19 protein-coding genes and 1 tRNA gene are annotated in these 17,845 nt (G+C 66.3%); 8 read left to right on the plus strand and 12 right to left on the minus strand.

Going from position 1 to position 17,845, the window contains the following annotated elements; translation table 11 throughout:
* Window positions 1-226: 226 nt before the first annotated feature.
* Window positions 227-673: a L,D-transpeptidase gene (locus ACSLUQ_RS15370; RefSeq protein ID WP_461809031.1), complete on the plus strand. Its 447-nt coding sequence runs from the start codon at window positions 227-229 to the stop codon at window positions 671-673.
* Window positions 674-1,123: 450 nt separating this feature from the next.
* Here the strand turns inward: ACSLUQ_RS15370 and ACSLUQ_RS15375 are convergent, their stop codons facing one another.
* The 5 genes from ACSLUQ_RS15375 to ACSLUQ_RS15395 all read right to left on the minus strand — a co-directional run bounded on the left by ACSLUQ_RS15375 (window position 1,124) and on the right by ACSLUQ_RS15395 (window position 5,778).
* Window positions 1,124-2,149 carry a patatin-like phospholipase family protein gene (locus ACSLUQ_RS15375; protein ID WP_417771632.1) on the minus strand — a complete coding sequence of 342 codons (1,026 nt, stop codon included), beginning with the start codon at window positions 2,147-2,149 and terminating at the stop codon, window positions 1,124-1,126.
* A gap of 37 nt (window positions 2,150-2,186) precedes the next feature.
* Window positions 2,187-2,969 carry a 3-hydroxybutyrate dehydrogenase gene (locus ACSLUQ_RS15380; protein ID WP_461809032.1) on the minus strand — a complete coding sequence of 261 codons (783 nt, stop codon included), beginning with the start codon at window positions 2,967-2,969 and terminating at the stop codon, window positions 2,187-2,189.
* Window positions 2,970-3,189: 220 nt separating this feature from the next.
* Window positions 3,190-3,936 carry a hypothetical protein gene (locus ACSLUQ_RS15385; RefSeq protein WP_461809033.1) on the minus strand — a complete coding sequence of 249 codons (747 nt, stop codon included), beginning with the start codon at window positions 3,934-3,936 and terminating at the stop codon, window positions 3,190-3,192.
* 31 nt (window positions 3,937-3,967) lie between these two features.
* Entirely contained in the window at window positions 3,968-4,747 is a 780-nt protein-coding gene (locus tag ACSLUQ_RS15390; protein WP_461809034.1) for a hypothetical protein, read from the minus strand.
* 110 nt (window positions 4,748-4,857) lie between these two features.
* Window positions 4,858-5,778 carry a 4-hydroxy-3-methylbut-2-en-1-yl diphosphate synthase gene (locus ACSLUQ_RS15395; RefSeq protein ID WP_461809035.1) on the minus strand — a complete coding sequence of 307 codons (921 nt, stop codon included), beginning with the start codon at window positions 5,776-5,778 and terminating at the stop codon, window positions 4,858-4,860.
* A 299-nt stretch (window positions 5,779-6,077) separates the two neighbouring features.
* Here ACSLUQ_RS15395 and ispG point away from each other — a divergent pair, with 299 nt between their 5' ends.
* The 3 genes from ispG to ACSLUQ_RS15410 are packed head-to-tail and all read left to right on the plus strand — an operon-like array spanning window position 6,078 to window position 8,973.
* Complete coding sequence (gene ispG / locus ACSLUQ_RS15400) at window positions 6,078-7,355, plus strand: flavodoxin-dependent (E)-4-hydroxy-3-methylbut-2-enyl-diphosphate synthase (RefSeq protein WP_461809036.1); 1,278 nt, start codon at window positions 6,078-6,080, stop codon at window positions 7,353-7,355.
* Complete coding sequence (pdxY, locus tag ACSLUQ_RS15405; protein ID WP_417771626.1) at window positions 7,352-8,236, plus strand: pyridoxal kinase; 885 nt, start codon at window positions 7,352-7,354, stop codon at window positions 8,234-8,236. The genes ispG and pdxY overlap by 4 nt, the downstream gene beginning before the upstream one ends.
* Window positions 8,237-8,250: 14 nt before the next feature.
* A complete protein-coding gene (locus tag ACSLUQ_RS15410; protein ID WP_417771625.1) occupies window positions 8,251-8,973 on the plus strand; it encodes a DUF429 domain-containing protein in 723 nt (240 codons plus the stop codon).
* A gap of 13 nt (window positions 8,974-8,986) precedes the next feature.
* On the opposite strand, the gene ACSLUQ_RS15415 is transcribed toward ACSLUQ_RS15410, so the two are convergent.
* The 3 genes from ACSLUQ_RS15415 to ACSLUQ_RS15425 form a co-directional block, all read right to left on the minus strand.
* Window positions 8,987-10,207, minus strand: a complete 1,221-nt coding sequence (locus ACSLUQ_RS15415) for a L,D-transpeptidase family protein (protein ID WP_461809037.1) — start codon at window positions 10,205-10,207, stop codon at window positions 8,987-8,989.
* A 200-nt stretch (window positions 10,208-10,407) separates the two neighbouring features.
* Window positions 10,408-11,361, minus strand: coding sequence for an acetyl-CoA carboxylase carboxyltransferase subunit alpha (locus tag ACSLUQ_RS15420; protein WP_417771623.1), 954 nt, complete (start codon window positions 11,359-11,361; stop codon window positions 10,408-10,410).
* A 159-nt stretch (window positions 11,362-11,520) separates the two neighbouring features.
* Window positions 11,521-12,372, minus strand: a complete 852-nt coding sequence (locus ACSLUQ_RS15425) for a DUF3108 domain-containing protein (RefSeq protein ID WP_461809038.1) — start codon at window positions 12,370-12,372, stop codon at window positions 11,521-11,523.
* 455 nt (window positions 12,373-12,827) lie between these two features.
* Here ACSLUQ_RS15425 and rpmB point away from each other — a divergent pair, with 455 nt between their 5' ends.
* On the plus strand, window positions 12,828-13,133 hold the full coding sequence (gene rpmB, locus ACSLUQ_RS15430) for a 50S ribosomal protein L28 (RefSeq protein WP_417771621.1): 306 nt from the start codon (window positions 12,828-12,830) through the stop codon (window positions 13,131-13,133).
* A gap of 176 nt (window positions 13,134-13,309) precedes the next feature.
* Window positions 13,310-13,972 (plus strand): VUT family protein, encoded by a 663-nt coding sequence (locus tag ACSLUQ_RS15435; protein WP_461809039.1) that lies wholly within the window; start codon window positions 13,310-13,312, stop codon window positions 13,970-13,972.
* A gap of 78 nt (window positions 13,973-14,050) precedes the next feature.
* Here the strand turns inward: ACSLUQ_RS15435 and folD are convergent, their stop codons facing one another.
* The 3 genes from folD to ACSLUQ_RS15450 all read right to left on the minus strand — a co-directional run bounded on the left by folD (window position 14,051) and on the right by ACSLUQ_RS15450 (window position 15,668).
* Window positions 14,051-14,947 carry a bifunctional methylenetetrahydrofolate dehydrogenase/methenyltetrahydrofolate cyclohydrolase FolD gene (folD, locus tag ACSLUQ_RS15440; RefSeq protein ID WP_461809040.1) on the minus strand — a complete coding sequence of 299 codons (897 nt, stop codon included), beginning with the start codon at window positions 14,945-14,947 and terminating at the stop codon, window positions 14,051-14,053.
* Between the two features lie 81 nt (window positions 14,948-15,028).
* Window positions 15,029-15,370 (minus strand): DUF167 family protein, encoded by a 342-nt coding sequence (locus ACSLUQ_RS15445; RefSeq protein ID WP_417771618.1) that lies wholly within the window; start codon window positions 15,368-15,370, stop codon window positions 15,029-15,031.
* 7 nt (window positions 15,371-15,377) lie between these two features.
* A complete protein-coding gene (locus tag ACSLUQ_RS15450) occupies window positions 15,378-15,668 on the minus strand; it encodes a YggT family protein (protein ID WP_417771617.1) in 291 nt (96 codons plus the stop codon).
* A 234-nt stretch (window positions 15,669-15,902) separates the two neighbouring features.
* Here ACSLUQ_RS15450 and ACSLUQ_RS15455 point away from each other — a divergent pair.
* Window positions 15,903-15,978 (plus strand) — tRNA-Ala (locus ACSLUQ_RS15455).
* A 209-nt stretch (window positions 15,979-16,187) separates the two neighbouring features.
* On the plus strand, window positions 16,188-16,778 hold the full coding sequence (locus tag ACSLUQ_RS15460; protein WP_461809041.1) for a GNAT family N-acetyltransferase: 591 nt from the start codon (window positions 16,188-16,190) through the stop codon (window positions 16,776-16,778).
* On the opposite strand, the gene ACSLUQ_RS15465 is transcribed toward ACSLUQ_RS15460, so the two are convergent.
* Window positions 16,762-17,487, minus strand: a complete 726-nt coding sequence (locus tag ACSLUQ_RS15465; RefSeq protein ID WP_461809042.1) for a glycosyltransferase family 32 protein — start codon at window positions 17,485-17,487, stop codon at window positions 16,762-16,764. The genes ACSLUQ_RS15460 and ACSLUQ_RS15465 overlap by 17 nt on opposite strands.
* Window positions 17,488-17,845: the final 358 nt, after the last annotated feature.

Here is a 17,845-nt window from a genome sequence, read left to right on the forward strand (position 1 = left end):
CGTGGCGGGAACCCCTCCGGACGCGGCACACATCTTTCAACGCACCCCTTGATTTAAGGTTCCCGGCCCGACTTTGTAAGAGCGTTGACACAATCGTCCGACACGCGGCCGCTGCCTCGGCCGCAATCGCGCCGAGACTCTTCCCCTGCGGCATGATAGAAATAGCAAGGTCTCATTAACGAATTCAGCGAGACCTTTGCATTTTGCGAAAGGGGGGCCTTTCAGCATGTCCTTGTGGAAGCGGTTTGCCGCCGCTGGCGTTCTGGCGCTGGCGCTTGGCGTCTTCTCCGGATTTTTCTCCAGCGCCGACGCTGCCAGCCTTGTCGCGCGCATCGACATTTCCCGCCAGCGCATGATCGTCTATGTCGACGGCCGACACGCCGCCTCCTGGCCGGTATCGACCGCCCGGCGCGGCTATCGCACGCCGACGGGAACCTTCCGCCCCGGACGCATGCACCGCCGCTACTTCTCGAAGAAGTACCACGGCTCGCCGATGCCCTATTCGGTGTTCTTCCTGGGGGGATACGCCATCCACGGCACCAACGCCGTGCGCGCGCTCGGGCGGCCGGCCTCGCATGGCTGCGTGCGCCTGCACACCGAAAACGCCCGGCGGCTGTTTTCGCTGATCGAACGTTACGGCAAACGGAATGCGCGAATCGTCATTACCCGGTAACCTTGACCGGCGATCACGGCATTGCCCCCCTTTTCCAAAGGGGCCAGCTCGCCTAGATTGCATGAGAAGTCGCTAGGGTGCCTGGCGGGACGAAGGAAGACAGCGGGGTCGCATTTGCCGCCTTCCCTCGTCCGCCAATCGCTGACGACGCACTACCTGACTATCAGCGTGCCAATGATGACGGAAAACCGTTGCCAAATCGTTGGCACGCTGATGGCACAACATGATGTGCGCCCTAATGTCGGCCTACGACATCTTGACGAAATTAACCTTCCCCTAACCCTTCCTGCGTCGCATTTCGCAAGCCGCGGGCCGCGCGCGCCCCGCACGGTAAGGTAACGCAAGAATGTGTTAACCATGTTTTCGATGTAGGTGGAATTTGGACGCGCCGCGCATGTGTGATTCGCATCGGTGGCGGCAGGTGATTCGCACCCGCCGCCACCGATGGTTTCACATGAACTCGGCCTTCAGGTCGATGCTCGAGTGCTCTCCGACCAGGTGATAGTTCTCGTCCGCCCAGGCGGCAGCGGCCTCGCGGCCGATGTCGCGCAGATGCGTCAGGAACCGCCATTCGGCGTTCATCTTCGACGACGACTGCAACGGCTTGAGGTCGTCCGCCGCGATCCGGTGCAGATGCACCTTCTGGTAATGCGTCGCATCGAGCTTGCCCTGATGAATCAGCCGGGTGACGAACTCGATGGCGCGCATCTCGCGAAGGAGCGTCGAATTGAAGGTGATCTCGTTGAGCCGGTTGAGGATCTCGCGCGCCGTCCGCGGCGTCTCGGCGCGTTCTATCGGGTTGATCTGAACGAGCACCGTGTCGGACGTGCCGGTGGTCCCAAACAGCGGGAACAGCGGCGGATTGCCCATGTAGCCGCCGTCCCAATACGGCTCACCGTCGATCTCCACCGCCTGAAAGACGTGCGGCAGGCAGGCCGAGGCCATGACCGCATCAAGCGTGATCTCGTCACCCTCGAACACCTTGATCTTGCCCGATCGCACATTGGTGGCGCAGACGAAGACCTTGAGATGATCGCAGGCGCGCACCGCGTCGAAGTCGACGGCCTTCTCCACCACTTCCCGCAAGGGATTGATGTTGAGGGGATTGAACTCATAGGGCGAGGCAAAATGGGTGGCCAGATCAAGGGCAATGAAGCTCGGCGAGAGATCGAGGCTCCACTGGCCGAGGATCATGTCCAGAGGCGAGCGGCGGATCGGGCTGAACCACGCCCCGTCGCTCACCGCCTTCCAGAAGTTATGAAGCGACTCGCGCGCTCCGTCCTCGCCACCGCGATGCAGCCCGTCCGCCAGCACCACCGCATTCATCGCACCGGCGGAGGTTCCGCTCAGCCCCTTGATGACGAAACGACCGCTTTCCAGCAGCCAGTCGAGCACACCCCAGGTGTAGGCGCCATGGGCGCCTCCACCCTGAAGCGCCAGATTGATCGGCTTGGGAGCTTCGGTTTTTCCGCTCATCTCCGGCCGATGCTCCGCGGACCCGGATGCGCGCCCGTCACTGCGCCACCCAGCCGCCGTCCATCTGCATCATCGAACCGGTGATGCAGGAGGCCGCGTCGCTGGACAGATAGAGCGCCATCTCCGCGACCTGATCGACGGTGACGAACTTCTTGGTCGGCTGCGCCGCCAGCAGGACGTCGCGCTTGACCTCTTCCTCGGTCATGTGGCGAGCCTTCATCGTGTCGGGGATCTGGCGCTCGACCAGCGGCGTCCAGACATAACCCGGGCAGATGGCGTTGGCGGTAATGCCAGCTTCGGCGACCTCGAGGGCCACCGTCTTGGTCAGCCCGGCGATGCCGTGCTTGGCCGCGACATAGGCGCTCTTGAAGGGCGAGGCGACGAGCGCATGAGCCGAGCCGGTGTTGATGATCCGGCCCCAGCCCTTCTTGCGCATGCCGGGAACCGCGGCATGGATGGTGTGGAAGGCGGAGGACAGGTTGATGGCGATGATCGCGTTCCACTTGTCGATCGGAAAGTCTTCGATCGGGGCAACGTGCTGGATGCCGGCGTTGTTGACGAGAATGTCGACCGCGCCGAACTCCTTGGCCGCATCGGCCATCATGTCGGCGATCTCGTCGCCCTTGGTCATGTCGGCGCCGCTGTAGACGCATTTAACGCCGAATTCCGTCTCGATACCGGAACGTTCCTTCTCGATGGCATCGCCGTCGCCGAAGCCGTTGATGACGACGTTGGCGCCGTTCCTGGCCATGATCCGGGCGATAGCGAGCCCGATGCCGGAGGTCGAACCGGTGACGAGAGCAGTCTTGTTCTTGAGCATGCGAATGTCTCCTGTCTTGCCGGCGGTTCGCGGCGTGCGTCCCGAGCCGTCAGCTCTTCTGAATTGAGCGCGCCCCATTCAACATAAGGCGGCGCTGCACTGCAACAAGGTCGCGCGACCGGACGTCGCATGCCCTAGCGGCAACCTTACGGCAGGCTTTCCGCTTCCTTGACGAGCAGCCCCAGGCGGGCAGACCGAGCGGCGGCAACCTCCGGCGTGTTCAGACGTTCTGGCGCTTTCGAAAAGTCTGGCGCTCACGGAAAATATAATAGCCACCGGTGATCAGCGCGCCGTTGAGAAAGACGCTTCCCGCGTGCCAGACGGGCGGCAGGAGATAGGGGGCCAAGGTGGAGAGTCCGTCCCGGTCCGATAGGATGGCAACAACCAGCAACGCCAGAAACATCGCACAGCCAAGAACGAGCGCGAAACAGAGCCAGACCAGCGTCATGGGCAGGCCGAGCCCTGAGCCTGCGACAAACGCCTCGCCGGGCGCGAGCGGTTCATCGAGGGCGGCGGCCGGCAGGATCAGCAACACCCGGTTCAACGCCGGCAGGATCAGGAAAATCGTCAATACGGCGAAAACGCCCAGTCCGCCGGCCCGGGTCGCGACAAAGCGGTTGCTCACGTAGACAGCGGTGAAAAGCGCGATGACCGTCGCGACGGCGATCAGAACGTAACGCAACCCGTAGCGCAGATGCCGCCGCTCGAACGGCGGCCGAAAAGGCGGAACGCCCTCACGCAGGAGCAGATGCCGGTGCCAGGGAACCGCGACCGCCATGCCGACAAGCGCCGCCATGGCGAGATGGACCAGATTGCGCGGGCCGGCGCCCGGCACGGGGCTGATCGCCAGCAGCACCAGACCCCAGATCGCGTACCAGCGCCAGGCGATGCGCACGAAGACGCCCCGATCCGCGCTCAAGGCCGAAAGCGTACCGAACAACAGGCGGCGAAGATAATCGAGAAACATCGACCCGACCTCCCGGCCCCTCCGCCGGGCGTCAGCTCCGCCTGGTATCCGGCCCCGGCGCATACCGCTCGCAAAAGATGTAATAGCCACCCGTGAGCACACCGATCTGCAGCGCCGTGGTGGCGATCTGAAGGGCGATGGAGAGGATGAAGACGGCAATCGTCCCGATGATCGATCCGCCGCCCAGAAGGCCGGCGAGAAGCGAAAGAGCATAGTCGAACACGCCAACGACGAGCGCCAGGCCGATGCCGGCCAGCGCCATCGGCAGGCCGAGCCCCTGGCTGTTGCCGAAGGCTTCGCGGAAGCCGAGGGGCTCATCGAGCGCGGTTGCCGGCAGGACAAGCGACAGCCGCATGAGAAGCGGGATCAGCAGGAGCAAAACCACCGCCACAACGACGATGATGAACACGGTGGCGCCGGCGCCTTCCGGCGAGCCCAGGAGGCTGGCCGCGAACACCCCGGCCGCAGCGCCAACCAGGGCTGCCGGGATAACCAGCATCAACGCCACAAGGAACATTTTCAGGACATAGCGGAGCTCGCGGCCGCCGAAACGCAGGTTCATGGCGGCCGGGCTTTCCCGCAACAGAAGATTGCGGTGCCAGGCAACCGCGATCGAGCCACTCGCGCACAGCCAGATCAGAACGATCGGCAGGGCGATCAGCTTGCTGTCGCCGAAGAGCAGCGTTCCGGCAACGGAAAGAACGGCAATCAGCGCATACCATGCCCAGCAGATCCGGAGGAAGACGTCGAAATCAGCGAAGAGCGCCTTGAACGAACCGGTAAAGAGCCGGACGGTGGTGTTGACGAACATTGTGCCCCCTTGACGATCAAACCCGCGATGCTGCAGCCATTCTGACCTAACCGCAGAGGCCCGGGATTGCAATCAGCAGATGCGTGGCCGTCCCGGCCCATCGGCGCCGCTCAGCCGTTGCCCCCGCGCCGACGTCCGCGTGACAGATCGCGCACCGAGGAGACGGCGGCCGCGGCCCGCTGCTTGTGCGCCCGTGCCCGCACCGCTTCCGCCCGCTCCCGTTCGGCAAGTTCAAGGCCGACCTTCTCGGCGAAGCGTTCGCGTGCCAGCGCGTAGGAGGTCGCCAGCAGCGAGCTGTAGAGCCAGGTGACGATGACCATCGCCCCCATGGGAAACAGCGCCGAATGCAGCACTGCCAGCGTCTGCGTGTCGGGCGCGACAAGCCCCAGAACGCCCAGCAGGAAATACCAGGTGAAGCCAAGGACCGCGGCAAGCAGCCAGATCGCGATGGCCGCGACCATCAGCGCCAGCCCGAAGCCCTGGCTGAGCCGCCAGGCATCGCCAAGGCTCAGGTCGTCGTCGAGCGCGATCGCCGGCAGCACCAGCGACAGGCGCTGCACCACGAGGATGACCAGGAAGGGGCTCGCCAGCACCAGGATCGCGGCAAGGGGCCCGACGAGTGGCGTCAGCAGCAGAGCGGCGAACAGGATCGGCAGGAACAGCAGCGCCCCGATCAGCCCGAGCACCGCGAGCTTCCAGGCGACCCAGACATTGCGCGCGCCGAACGCGAGAAAGAACTCCCGCCGCCCGAGCAGGACACGGCGCAGGTAGGCAACGCCGATGGAAAAACCTGCCAGCACGTTTGCAACGATGGCGAGGCCGCGCAAGGCCACTGTCCGCACCTCGTCGCCGGCGGCGATGGGCTCGACCATGTAGGAGCCGGTGGCAAAGCCCGCTTCGGGCATCAGCGGCAGGGAGATCGCCGCGTTGAGCGCAACCAGCAACAGCATGTAGCCCCAGCCAGCCGCGAACAGCGTCGCCAGTTCCTTGCGCGCCAGGGCCAGCGTTCTGCTCAGGACGATCAGGAACATGGGCTCATCCGTGCATCTCGCTGTCGTGGATCGCGGGCGGACACGCGCCCCGTCCCCGGAAATGAGGTCGGGCCGCCCCCCGGTCAAGGGCGCGATCCGCCGGATTGGAGCGCGAATGCGCCGATGCCGCAAGGGCCGGCCTTGCGAAAGAAGCCGGCGCGCCCTATTCAATCGACGGGAAGGCGACGCCCGGGGAGCGGTCGCGCAGACGCGCGCCGCGGAACGGAAATCGCCTCGCAGGGGGCCCGCCCTTTGAGGCGCGCGCCCCATCGCAGGCACGAGACGAACGGATCGGCGGCATGGATTTCACCGGCATGGACAGCGTGAGCGACGACGGCTTCGGCCCGGCACGACGGCGAACCTCGGTACCGGTCGCGGTCGGTTCCGTCACGGTCGGCGGCGGGGCGCCGGTCGTCGTGCAATCGATGACCAACACCGACACGGCCGACATCGACGGCACGGTGGCCCAGGTCTCGGCGCTGGCGAGCGCCGGCTCCGAGCTCGTGCGCATCACCGTCGACCGCGACGAGGCCGCCGCGGCCGTGCCGCGCATCCGCGACCGGCTGGCACGCATCGGCGTCAACGTCCCGCTTGTCGGCGACTTCCACTACATCGGCCACAAGCTGCTCGCCGATCACCCCGACTGCGCCGAGGCGCTGGCCAAATACCGCATCAATCCGGGAAACGTCGGCTTCAAGGACAAGCGCGACCGCCAGTTCGGCGAGATCATCGACATCGCGCTGAAGCACGACAAGCCGGTGCGCATCGGCGTCAACTGGGGCTCGCTCGACCAGGATCTGCTGACCCACCTGATGGACGAGAACGCCGCCAGCGAACGCCCGGTCTCCGCCGCCGCCGTCATGCGCGAGGCGATCATCCGCTCAGGATTGCTGTCGGCCGAACGCGCCGAGGAACTCGGCATGGGCCGCGACAAGATCATCCTGTCGGCCAAGGTCAGTCAGGTGCAGGACCTGATCGGCGTCTACGCCGACCTGGCGCGGCGGTGCGACTACGCGCTGCATCTCGGCCTCACGGAGGCAGGCATGGGCACCAAGGGTATCGTCGCCTCGGCCGCCTCGATGGGCATCCTGCTGCAGCAGGGTATCGGCGACACGATCCGCGTCTCCCTGACACCCGAGCCCGGCGGCGACCGCACCCGCGAGGTGCAGGTCGCCCAGGAACTGCTGCAGGTGATGGGTTTCCGCGCCTTCGTGCCGGTGGTCGCCGCCTGCCCGGGATGCGGGCGCACGACCTCCACCGTGTTCCAGGAGCTGGCCCGCGACATCCAGGACAACATCCGCGAGCAGATGCCGGTGTGGCGCGAGAAGTACCCCGGCGTCGAATCGCTGAACGTCGCCGTCATGGGCTGCATCGTCAACGGCCCCGGCGAGAGCAAGTTCGCCGACATCGGCATCTCCCTGCCCGGCACCGGCGAGACGCCCTCGGCCCCGGTGTTCGTGGACGGCAAGAAGGTGACAACCCTGCGGGGGCCCTCCATCGCCGATGACTTCAAGGTGATGGTCGACGACTACATCCGCACCCGCTTCGGCGGCCAGAGCGGGACGGCAGGCCAATGATGCCCGGCGCGATGCCGCCGGCGGCCAGACCGGACGTTCTCGTCATCAACTCGCAGGTCGTGCGCGGCACGGTCGGCAGCCGCGTCTCGGTCTTTGCGCTGGAGCGCATGGGCCACGCCGTCTGGCTGCTGCCGACGATCCTGCTACCCTGGAACCCGAGCCAGGGGCGCGGCGAGCGCATCGTCGCCCCGGACGCCAGCTTCGACGCCCTCGCCAACGACGTCGCCCATGCCGACAATCTGGCGAATGTCGGGGCCGTGATTTCCGGCTACCTGGGCAGCGCCGCCCAGGCCGAGGCCATCGCCCGGCTGGTGGCGGCGGTGCGAAAGGCCAACCCGGACGCACTCTATCTCTGCGACCCGGTCGTCGGCGACGAGGGCGGGCTCTATGTGGCGGCCGAAACCGCCGCCGCCGTCCGCGACCTGTTGCTGCCGCTGGCCGATATCGCCACGCCCAACCTGTTCGAACTTCGCTGGATGACCGGCCAGACCATCGAGACAGAAATGCAGGCAATCGCGGCCGCCCGCGGCCTCGGCCTGCCGAGGGTGCTCGTCACCTCCGCGCCGGCGCTTCGCCGCAACTCGGTCTCCAACCTGCTGGTCACCATGCGCGGCGCGCTGGCGGCAGAGCACGGGCTGGTGCCGAATGCCCCCAATGGCACGGGCGACCTGATGTCATCCCTGCTCACCACCAATCTGCTTGCCGGATACGACGACGAGACGGCGCTGAAACGGGCCGCCGCCGGCGTCTTCGAAATGGTCGCGCGCTCGGTCAAGCAGGGCGCCCGCGACCTGCTCATTTCGAGCGAGCAGGCCTCGCTGGTGCAGCCGATGGCTCTCGTATCCTGCCGGCGTGTGCTCGACGCGCCGATGCGCGCCTGAAGGCGGTCGCGACGATGCGGGTCGCCGGCATCGACGGCTGCCGCGCCGGCTGGGCGGTGACCATCCGCGAACGCACCACCGACGGCCTGCTTCGCCACGACTTCCGCCTGTTTGCCGATTTTTCGGAACTCCTCGCCGACGAGAGCCTGTCCGTCCTCGCCGTCGACATGCCCATCGGCCTGCCGGATCGCGCCGGGCGCGGCGGCCGTGGTCCGGAAACGGCGGTGCGCCCCCTCCTTGGCGCGCGCCAGTCCTCCGTCTTCTCCGTGCCCTCTCGCGCCGCCGTCGCCTGCACCGATTACCGCGAGGCCTGCCGGGTCGCACTGGAAAGCTCGGATCCGCCGCGCAAGGTCTCGAAACAGGCGTTCAACCTCTTCACGCGCATCCGCGAGATCGACGCGCTGATGGCTCCGAGCCTGGAAGACCGCGTCTTCGAGGTGCACCCCGAGCTTGCCTTCTGGCGGTTGAACGGCGAACGGCCGATGTCCCTGCCCAAGAAGCAGAAATCGGCAGGCCACGCGCCCGGCATCGCCGAACGCGCCGAACTGCTTGTGCGCCATGGCTACGAGAGGGATTGGTTCGAGCAGGCACGCCCCTCCGGGGTCGGGCGCGACGACCTGCTCGATTGCGCCGTCAACGCGGTGATCGCCGAACGCATCGCTGGCGCGCGGGCGCAGCCCTTCCCCTCCCCGTTCGCACGCGACGGCAAGGGCCTGCGCATGGCGATCTGGGCCTGAGACGCGGGCCGGCCTAAGGCTTGGCGGGAGGGATCGGCGCCGCCGGATCGGCGATGCCGGCCGGCTGTTCGGTCTTGGAGCCGCCGGAGAAGAGACGACCGAAGAAACCGCCGGATTCCTTTTCCTTCGGAGCCGCGAAGGCCTGCTCGTTCGCGGGCGAGTTCGACGGGATCGGCGTCATTGGCGCGGTTGCCGTCTGCGCGGGAGCTGCCGGCGCAACCGCTCCGGCCGGAACGCTGCCCGTCGGAGCCTCGTCCGCAGCCGCATTCTTCGTCTCGTCGTCATTGCCGAAGAAGGCGGCGATCTGTGCCTTGCGCTCCTCGGAGCGCTTCTCCGCCTCGACCAGACGGGCAATTTCCGCGTCGTCCTTGCGCTCCTTGGCAAGCACCGCCGTCTCGATGCTCGTGGGCACCTGGAAGGCCGGGCACTGCGCGGTCGCGCGGAAGGGTGTTCCCTCCACCAGCGGAACGGCGTCGAACACGTAGCGCTTCTCGCAGACCTCGATCTTCGGCGGTGTCTTCGTCACTTCGAAGTGATCGTAGCCACGCTTCATCATCTTCCAGAAGTCGTAGTGCTCGCTGTCGCGATGCTTGGCCATGTTCTCGGCCGTCATGTGGAACGGGAAGGCCTGGACCTGGAAGGTGCGCTGGCCACCCTTGAAGCTCTCGCGCGCCAGCGCGTAGATGTCCTGCACCTGCGCGTCGGTCATCGCGTAGCAGCCGCGCGACGAACACGCGCCATGCACCATCAGGTTCGATCCCGTGCGCCCGTAGGCCCGGTCGAACTTGTTCGGATAGCCCATGTTGAAGGACAGGTGATAGCTGGAATTGGGGTTCATCAGGCCAGGCGTGATCTCGTAGAAGCCTTCCGGCGCCTGACGGTCGCCTTCCTTCTTCTTCGGCCCGAGGTCGCCGGACCATTTGCAGATCTCGAAGGTGTCGAGCAGCGCGTAGCGGCCTGACTTGGTCTGCTTCCAGACCTCCAGCTCCGATTCCTGCTTGAAGATGCGCAGCATGATCGGGCTGGACATGTTCATGCTCAGCCGGGTCATCTTCGCCTTGATCTCGCTGCTGACGGGGCGCATGTGCTTGGGGCCGTAGCCCAGCTCGTCCGCCTGGCATCCAGCCAGCACGGCCGCAAGCGCCAGCGCGGCAAGCGCCTTGCGCGGACCGCGGGCCATCCGCCCGAGGTCAAAGCCCGCGAAACTCCGCGCCATGCCGCTCGTCATGCTCATGTCGTTCCTTGCGCCTCTCGCGCCGATCAGCTCGCCTGCCCTGCCACGCCACGCACTGCAGACCAAGGGTCCGGGAGTTTGGTTGACGCAAGGTTACCAAGCCGCAATCATCTGGAGGCCGACGCACTGACGGGCAGGCGTCGCCGACTACCTGCTGCCTGATGATTCTGGCGTTTTGGCGGCAAGGCGCAACCGAAGCCTCACAGGCTCCGGCCGATCTCCAGAAACTTCTTGCGCCGATGCGCCCGGATCGCCGCCGCGTCCATGCCGTCGAAGCCCGCCAGCGCCGCCTCGATGGCCGCTCCGGCCCGGTCGACGACAATCTCCTTGGCGCGATGCGCGCCGCCGAGCGGCTCCTCGATGATCTCGTCGATGACCTTGAACTGCAGCAGGTCCTGGGCCGTGATCTTCATGTTGGTGGCCGCATCCTGCGCCCGCGCGCCGTCGCGCCACAGGATCGTCGCCGCCGCTTCCGGCGAGGCAACGCTGTAGATCGCATGCTCGAGCATGGCCACATGGTTCGCGGAGGCAATGGCGATGGCGCCGCCCGATCCGCCCTCACCGATGATCATGGCGACATTCGGCGTTCCCAGCGCCAGGCAGGCGTCGGTCGAACGTGCGATCGCCTCGGCCTGACCGCGCTCCTCGGCGCCGATACCCGGATAGGCGCCGGCGGTGTCGACGAAGGAGAGCACCGGCAGGCCGAAGCGCTCGGCCATCGCCATGATGCGCACGGCCTTGCGATAGCCTTCCGGCCGGGCCATGCCGAAATTGTGCTTGAGCCGCGACTGGGTGTCGGAGCCCTTCTCCTGGCCGAGGATCGCCACCGAGCGGCCGCGGAACCGGCCGATGCCGGCGATCACCGCCGCATCCTCGGCATAGTTGCGGTCGCCGGCCAGCGGCGTGAAGTCCTCGATCAGGCCGGTGACATAATCGAGCGCGTGCGGCCGGTCCGGATGGCGCGCCACCAGCGTCTTCTGCCAGGGCGTCAGCCGGGAATAGATGTCCTTGAGAGCCTGATCTGCCTTCTCTTCCAGCCGCTCGATCTCTCCCGCGATCTGGACTTCCTCGCCCGAAGCGGCGACGGAGCGCAATTCGTGCACCTTGCCCTGAAGATCGGCGACGGGCTTTTCAAACTCAAGGAAACTGTGCATCTGGGGTCGGGTCCGGGCGCTGCTTCTGCGGTATCTGGCGGTCGACAGGCCCAGGAAGGCCCGCCCGCCGATTGCGGCGCGACACTGGCGAGACCGGCCGGCCGTGTCAAGCCATCCGCGCAAGCATCCGCGCGCGAGGGTGCCGGAAAGGCCGCCTCCTCAGCGCGTCGCCTGGTCGCGCGCACCGCTGAGATCGAGCTTGCGCGGCTCGACGACGAGCGTGCCGCTCTTGGTGCCCATCTCGATGCGATAGGGGACATAGACATTGCCCGCGCCGAGCGGGGCAAGCCACGCCTCCATCTTCCGGTTCTCGGCCATATACTTGACAGACGCCACCGACGGGCGGTGGCCGGCAACCGGAATCCAGCGCGCCGAGCAGACGATCACCTGCCCGTCATACCCCTTTCCGGAGACCTCTCGCGTCTCCTTGTAGGAAAGCTGGATATCGAAACGGGTCCAGCCGTCGAAAACCGGGATCTTGCGCGCACACACGCTCTTCCCGTCGCCGCGCCTGGCGCTGATCGGCATCAGAATGGCGCTCAGCGGATCGACCACGCCGCGCGTGTGCTTCTTGGTGACCTTGATGCGCTCCGCGTTGGGCTTGAACTTCGGCGTGACGCGCATGGAGCGCACCTTGCCGGAGCCCTGCTCCAGATCGACGAAGAAATCGCGGTCGGCGGCGCGCGACGCCATCTTGTAGCGCGCCGGACGTACCGACTTGCCGGAGAGCCAGCCTGAGGCTTCCGCCCCACCCTTTCCGGAGGAAAACAGCGTACCAATGCCCGCCGGCTCCATGCCGGCCTTGGCCGAATAGGCATTGCCCTGAACGACCAGCGACAGCGATCCGCGCGCGATCGTCAGCCCGGAAACGGAAATGTCGTAGACACCTCCGAGCCGCGTGGTCTCCGCCGCCGCCGGTCCGGCCGGCAGGGAACACAGCAGGAGGCCTGCGGCAACAGCGGCCGTCGCCCGCCCGGCGCGGCGCCCCTTCGCGAAGACATCTTTGAACATCGGACCCTCATCCGGGCCGCGCCCCGGTGGGGCCGACCGCTTGAAACGCGATGAAACTCGAGACGCCCCGCCGCGACGGACAGCCGTGACACCGGGGAACATTTCACGGCCATTGTCCCGTGGCACGGTAACCGCATGGTTAATGGACTGCAAATGATTGCCGCCAAATGCAGGCCAACTGGCACAGAAAGGCCGGCGACGCAGAGCCGGGACGGGAGGATCCCTTGCCACGCCGGCGCGTATCGCTCTTGACGGCGCGGTGGAGGTTCCTTATAGCAGGCCGACTTTTCATCCATTGCCGCGAGCCTTTTGCCGGACCGGATCGGGTTCGCGAGGGAAGCGGTAGTTGTGTATGGCGGGATCTCCCGCAATCGAACCGCCCGCAGCAAGCCTTGCAAGCTGCGAACAGACGACCAACGATCGGCAACGATCAGACGAAAACAAGAAGGTGTCCCATGGCCCGCCGTTGCGAACTGACCGGCAAGGACGTGATGACCGGTAACAACGTCAGCCACGCCAACAACAAGTCCCGTCGCCGGTTCCTGCCGAACCTGTGCAACGTGTCGCTCATCTCCGACGCCCTCGGCGCGACCTACAAGCTGCGCATTTCCGCGCATGCCCTGCGGTCCGTCGAGCATCGCGGCGGCCTCGACGCCTTCCTTCTGAAGGCTGCCGAGAGCGAGCTGTCGCCGAAGGCACGCATCCTGCGCACCGAGATCCGCCGCCGTCTGGCCGAGACCTCGGCAGCAGCAGCGGCCTGATTGCGCTTCTCCGCGCCCGACGACGGCGCGGAGGCGACAGGACACACGAACAGCCGTGATCGCGTGATCGCGGCGACTGCCGGAGGCGCCATGGCGCCTCCTTTTGGCGTTTGCGGTGCGCCTCGCGCCGGCGGGTTGCCGGCCTTTCGCGCTACCCTGCCGGAGACAGACCCCGCATGACCCTGGACCAGCCCATTTCCCGCTTCACCGCGCCCCGCGCGCTGGTGGCCGTGGCCGCCATGGCCGTCGTCGTCGTCGCCTCGAATATCCTGGTCCAGTATCCGGTCATCGCCACATTTGGCGGCCTAGAGCTTGCCGACCTGCTGACCTGGGGCGCCTTCACCTATCCGGCCGCCTTCCTGGTCACCGACCTGACCAACCGCCGTTTCGGCCCCCAGGCGGCGCGCAAGGTGGTGCTGGTCGGCTTTGCCCTCGCCGTTGTCCTGTCGGTCTGGCTCGCCACGCCGCGCATCGCCATCGCCTCGGGCTCGGCCTTCCTCTGCGCCCAGATGCTGGACATCGCCATTTTCAACCGCATGCGCCGGCAGGCCTGGTGGAAGGCGCCGGTCGCTTCCTCGCTGATCGCCTCCGTGCTCGACACGGCGCTCTTCTTCGGCATCGCCTTCGCCGCCGCCGCGACCCCGCTGCTGGGCTTCGGCGACGCGTTCGCCACCGGCACGGCCCCCTTCCTCGGCGTGTTCGCCCTCGAGGTGCCGCGCTGGCTGTCCTGGGCAGCCGGCGACCTCTCGGTCAAGCTGCTGGTCGCCACGCTGCTGCTCCTGCCCTACCGGCTCCTGCTGGCCTGGCTTTCGGTCACGCCCGCCCCCAGCAACGCCTGAGGCGACACCGCGCGTGCGCACGAAAAAGGCCGGCCCCGCAAGGGACCGGCCTTTTCTCTTTCCGCGCGCCGCACGGGCTCACATTTGCGGAACCGGCAGCTTGCGCCGGCGGCAGGCGGCGACCACCGTGTTGGCGAGCAGGCAGGCAATCGTCATCGGCCCGACACCGCCAGGCACCGGCGTGATCGCGCCCGCAATCTCGCGCGCCTCGGCGAAGGCGACATCGCCGACGAGCCGGGTCTTGCCCTCGCCACGCTCGGGCGCCGGAATGCGGTTGATGCCGACGTCGATGACGGTCGCGCCCGGCTTGATCCAGCTCCCGCGCACCATCTCCGGCCGGCCGACCGCGGCGACCAGCAAATCGGCACGGCGGCACAGTGCCTCGACATCGCGGCTGCGCGAATGGGCCATGGTCACCGTGCAATTCTCGTTCTGAAGCAGCAGCGCCACCGGCTTGCCGACGAGAATGGAGCGGCCGAGCACCACCGCGTCGAGACCGGTAAGATCGCCGCCGAGCGCTTCCTTGGCGAGGATGACGCAGCCCTGCGGCGTGCAGGGCACGAGCCCCGAGCGGCCGAGCACAATGCGCCCTGCATTCTGCGGATGGAGGCCGTCGACATCCTTCGCCGGATCGATGGCCAGCACCACCTCGTCGGCGTCGATCTGGGCGGGCAGCGGCATCTGCACGAGAATGCCATCGACGCCCTGATCGGCGTTGAGCTTGTGCACGAGCGCCAGAAGATCGGCCTGGCGGGTGTCCGCCGGCAGCCGGTGCTCGATGGAGCGCATGCCGCACTCTTCGGTCTGGCGCACCTTGTTGGTCACATAGACCTGGCTTGCCGGATCCTCGCCGACCAGCACGACGGCAAGGCCGGGGCGCAGCCCCTCGTTCTTGCGCAGCTTGGCCACGGCATCCGCCACGCCGGCGCGCAACCGGGCGGCTCGTGCCTTGCCATCGATCAGGGAAGCGGTCATGGAACCTCCGGGTATCGCATGTCGGAAAGAAAAGGGAACGGGCCTCGCGCGGACGCCGGCAAGGGGGCGACCGGGCGAAGACTAGCCGGATGGATGCGCGAAATCGGCAAGCAGAGCGACAAGACGTTGCCGCTCCGCGTCATCGCCGGCCTCGAGACGGAATTGCTTGAGCCGCGCCGTGGATCCGGACGAGAGACGGACGGCGCTCTTGGCAAGCCCCAGGCGCTTCGCCAGCAGAGCGCCGACGGCCGCATTGGCCGCACCCTTGTCGGGCACGGCGCGCACCTTCACCTTGAGCACAGCGCGCCCGTCGGCCAGCACCGAAACGCCCTCGATTTCGTCGCGCGAGGCATTGGGCGTGGCGCGCACGCTGAGCCGCACTCCATCCGGAAGCGTCTCCCAGGGGCACGGCTCGCCGGTCATCGCGGCCTCAGTAGACGTAAGGATAGACGTAATAGGCGATCACCCGCTGCAGCAGGAATATGCCGAGAAGCAGAACGATCGGCGAGATATCGAGGCCGCCCATGGAAGGCACGACGCGGCGGATCGGGCGCAGAAGCGGCTCGGTCAGATTGTAGAGCGCCTGACCGATCATCGCCACGAACTGGTTCCGCGGGTTGACGATGTTGAACGCATAAAGCCAGGAGAAGATTGCGCTTGCGATGATCACCCAGGTGTAGAGATTGAGGATCACGAAGACGACGTCGAGAATGGCGCGCATGTCGGGAAGGGCTCCGGCTCGGATCGTGAAGGGTCTGCCCTCATGTAGCCGCCCCGGCCCGCGCCCGCAAGCTTGCAGCTGCGCCAACCGGCCCAGCGGACGCAGAGGCAGCGGATAAAGCGGGGCTCGGTTAACGCCCCCTCCCCGGCCCGCGTGCGTTCTGCACAGGAAGCCGGTGACGGGCCTTGACAGCCCCCCTTCGCCTCCCCTAAATGCCGCTCACGCTCATAGAGCGGGGCCGTAGCTCAGATGGGAGAGCGCTGCAATCGCACTGCAGAGGTCAGGGGTTCGATTCCCCTCGGCTCCACCAATTTCCTGACGAATTATATTTTCATTTCAATTCAATAGCCTGACACGGGGCTGCCGCCCTGGCGCGGTCGGTTTGACTGTCTCCCGACATGAACCGGAAGAACCCGCCCGATCATCTCAAGGCCGTGCGCAGCTCTGCTCTCTCTTTGCCACCTTGTGCTTCGAAATGAAGCCCTTCCACCCCGATGGCCTCGCGACGGGCCGCGCGCCATGTGTGGCGCCAGCCAACCACAGGCTCGGGCCTGCCCGGTCGCGCCCGATGCGGGCTTGAAACGCAACAGGCAGCCATTGGAAACGAGAACCGTCATGCAGACGCATGTGAGACCCGCCACGGCTTTCGATGTTGCCGGCATCTTCCACGTGAGAACCTCCGTGACCGAGAATGTCCTGACAGCCGCCGAACTGACCGACATGGGCATCACGGAAGCCTCGATCACGGAGATGATCAATGCTTCGACTTGCGCATGGGTCGCGGTCGAGAATGGTCAGATCGTCGGGTTTTCCATGATCGATCCGGACGAGGGCTCACTTTTCGCGGCCTTCGTGCTCCCGTCCCATGAAGGCCGGGGGATCGGCAAGGCGCTCGTGCGGTTCGCGGAAGAGGCCCTGTTTCAAAGTCATGCGAACATTTGGCTCGAGACGGGCAGGACAACCCGCGCCGCCGGCTTCTATCGCCGCCTTGGCTGGGGAGACGAACAGGATCTTGGCGCGGGCGACATCCGGCTTGTGAAGCAGCGCGCCTGGCAACAGCAGGGTTCGCAAGGCGCAGACCGCCTCATTCCGCCTACTCGTAATCGGTGAAAGTCGGAGACGGAAGCCGGGTGCTGAGCCGCCGTCGATGGCGCATGACGAGCGGATGGAAGACGTCGCCGAAGATATGCGTCCAGGGCACCGGATAGCGCGAAGGCACGCCATCAACCAGATCGCCGGGGCGCTCCTTTGGCAGGCGCGCCGGATTGGCCCGAAGTGCCGGCAGCAGCCGGTCGAGCCGCCGGTTCATCTCCGCCCACCAGCGTTCGCACAGCGGCGTGCCCGGCCGAAAGACGAAGGCGCCGCCACCGATCAATTCCCGATAATGAAGCTGCAGCCACTTGCGGTGCAGGTAGGCGCGCGCCGACCGGTCGAACCGCTCCCCCAGCTGCTGGCTCGAACTGTACATGTTCGAGATGACGCCCGGGTTCGGCTCGCTGTAGCCAACCGCCCAGAGCCGGTCATTGCGCTCCAGTTCCGCAAAGCCCGGCTCCCAGGAGTGCTGGCAGGGCTTGATGTCCGCATAGCCGCCACCGTGGCGCAGCATCGCGTAGCAGCGCAGGAAGTCGGCCCGATGCGCCAGATTGAGAAAGGGATAGGCCGGATGCAGATCGGCGGCAGGAACAAAAGCCGCAAGGTCGTCGCCGGTGACAAACTCGACCTGGCATTCCGACACACGGATAAGCGTCTCAAGCCCGCGCCGCCGGTTCTCGGACATGGCATTGGCACCGGTCCAGAAGCAGAAGATGCGCCGCTTCATTGCGGTGCCCTCATCCCGTGGGGTTCGTTCAGGCGACGTCTCCACTGCCCCTAGGGCAGGTGCCTCACATAATCCTGATCGCCGACAGAAAACAACCACCTGCCAAATGACTTGCCGGCAGGATCCCCCGGGAATGTTGCAGCCCCACCACATCGCCCAGGAAAATTACCCCAGGAAAAGCCGGAAAAAGACAAATCTCTCACGCGCAAGTCGGATAGGACGCCTGCCTCAGGTCCGCATCGCGCCGCGCATGCGCCAAATCCGCTACGTCCAATGGCATCCCGACTTCAGCGACCTGCCTCCCGTGCGCACCGCAACGTGAAATTCATTCAACGGAGCCGAAATCAGCCACCGATTG

It is taken from the genome of Stappia sp. ICDLI1TA098, from assembly GCF_054880955.1.

Coding starts and splice junctions, on each gene's coding strand:
- ACSLUQ_RS15385 (WP_461809033.1), bottom strand. CDS start 3,936: ATGTTTCTCGATTATCTTCGCCGCCTGTTGTTCGGTACGCTTTCGGCC.
- ACSLUQ_RS15380 (WP_461809032.1), bottom strand. CDS start 2,969: ATGCTCAAGAACAAGACTGCTCTCGTCACCGGTTCGACCTCCGGCATC.
- ispG (WP_461809036.1), top strand. CDS start 6,078: ATGGATTTCACCGGCATGGACAGCGTGAGCGACGACGGCTTCGGCCCG.
- ACSLUQ_RS15445 (WP_417771618.1), bottom strand. CDS start 15,370: ATGACCGGCGAGCCGTGCCCCTGGGAGACGCTTCCGGATGGAGTGCGG.
- ACSLUQ_RS15450 (WP_417771617.1), bottom strand. CDS start 15,668: ATGCGCGCCATTCTCGACGTCGTCTTCGTGATCCTCAATCTCTACACC.
- ACSLUQ_RS15410 (WP_417771625.1), top strand. CDS start 8,251: ATGCGGGTCGCCGGCATCGACGGCTGCCGCGCCGGCTGGGCGGTGACC.
- pdxY (WP_417771626.1), top strand. CDS start 7,352: ATGATGCCCGGCGCGATGCCGCCGGCGGCCAGACCGGACGTTCTCGTC.
- ACSLUQ_RS15390 (WP_461809034.1), bottom strand. CDS start 4,747: ATGTTCGTCAACACCACCGTCCGGCTCTTTACCGGTTCGTTCAAGGCG.
- ACSLUQ_RS15435 (WP_461809039.1), top strand. CDS start 13,310: ATGACCCTGGACCAGCCCATTTCCCGCTTCACCGCGCCCCGCGCGCTG.
- ACSLUQ_RS15465 (WP_461809042.1), bottom strand. CDS start 17,487: ATGAAGCGGCGCATCTTCTGCTTCTGGACCGGTGCCAATGCCATGTCC.
- ACSLUQ_RS15415 (WP_461809037.1), bottom strand. CDS start 10,207: ATGAGCATGACGAGCGGCATGGCGCGGAGTTTCGCGGGCTTTGACCTC.
- ACSLUQ_RS15420 (WP_417771623.1), bottom strand. CDS start 11,361: ATGCACAGTTTCCTTGAGTTTGAAAAGCCCGTCGCCGATCTTCAGGGC.
- folD (WP_461809040.1), bottom strand. CDS start 14,947: ATGACCGCTTCCCTGATCGATGGCAAGGCACGAGCCGCCCGGTTGCGC.
- ACSLUQ_RS15460 (WP_461809041.1), top strand. CDS start 16,188: ATGTGTGGCGCCAGCCAACCACAGGCTCGGGCCTGCCCGGTCGCGCCC.
- rpmB (WP_417771621.1), top strand. CDS start 12,828: ATGGCCCGCCGTTGCGAACTGACCGGCAAGGACGTGATGACCGGTAAC.
- ACSLUQ_RS15375 (WP_417771632.1), bottom strand. CDS start 2,149: ATGAGCGGAAAAACCGAAGCTCCCAAGCCGATCAATCTGGCGCTTCAG.
- ACSLUQ_RS15425 (WP_461809038.1), bottom strand. CDS start 12,372: ATGTTCAAAGATGTCTTCGCGAAGGGGCGCCGCGCCGGGCGGGCGACG.
- ACSLUQ_RS15370 (WP_461809031.1), top strand. CDS start 227: ATGTCCTTGTGGAAGCGGTTTGCCGCCGCTGGCGTTCTGGCGCTGGCG.
- ACSLUQ_RS15395 (WP_461809035.1), bottom strand. CDS start 5,778: ATGTTCCTGATCGTCCTGAGCAGAACGCTGGCCCTGGCGCGCAAGGAA.